Source organism: Bradyrhizobium uaiense (genome assembly GCF_010811875.1).
GTDB classification, from domain to species: Bacteria; Pseudomonadota; Alphaproteobacteria; order Rhizobiales; family Xanthobacteraceae; genus Bradyrhizobium; species Bradyrhizobium uaiense.
The window spans coordinates 1-399 of record NZ_VKHP01000608.1 but is presented as its reverse complement, the minus strand read 5'-3'; the positions used below and the strand labels follow the sequence as shown (position 1 = coordinate 399).

The 399-nt window shown below is 60.4% G+C and carries 1 pseudogene; it reads left to right on the top strand.

Annotated features, from left to right (window positions below):
- Window positions 1-196: pseudogene (locus FNJ47_RS52160) on the top strand (ribonuclease HII); the annotation flags it as partial.
- Between the last annotated feature and the right edge of the window lie 203 nt (window positions 197-399).

Below are 399 nucleotides of genomic sequence, written 5' to 3'. Positions count from 1 at the left end.
GGCCGGGCGCGGCCCGCTGTCACGCCCGGTGGTTGCCGCCCCCGTGGCGCTGGATCCGAATCGTGTTCCCCGAGGTCTCGACGACTCGAAGCGTCTGACCGCCGACCGCCGCGCGGTATCGTTTGCGCAGCTCTGCGCCACCCCAGCGTTCTCCGTCGCGGGGGCCTCGCCGGCCCCATTCGCTCGCGACCATATCACTGTCTCTTATACACAGCTGACGCTGCCGACGAACAACGCCGAGGAGGGCTCTATGGCTGCCGCATCTACAAATAAGACGCAGCCTACGAGCGCACTAGTGGAGACCTCGGAGGAGGCCGATATATAACAGAAAGAAAATGTAAGAGATATAAACCAGATAGGAGGGTGAGAAGACGAAGAAACTATAGGTAACGACTATAG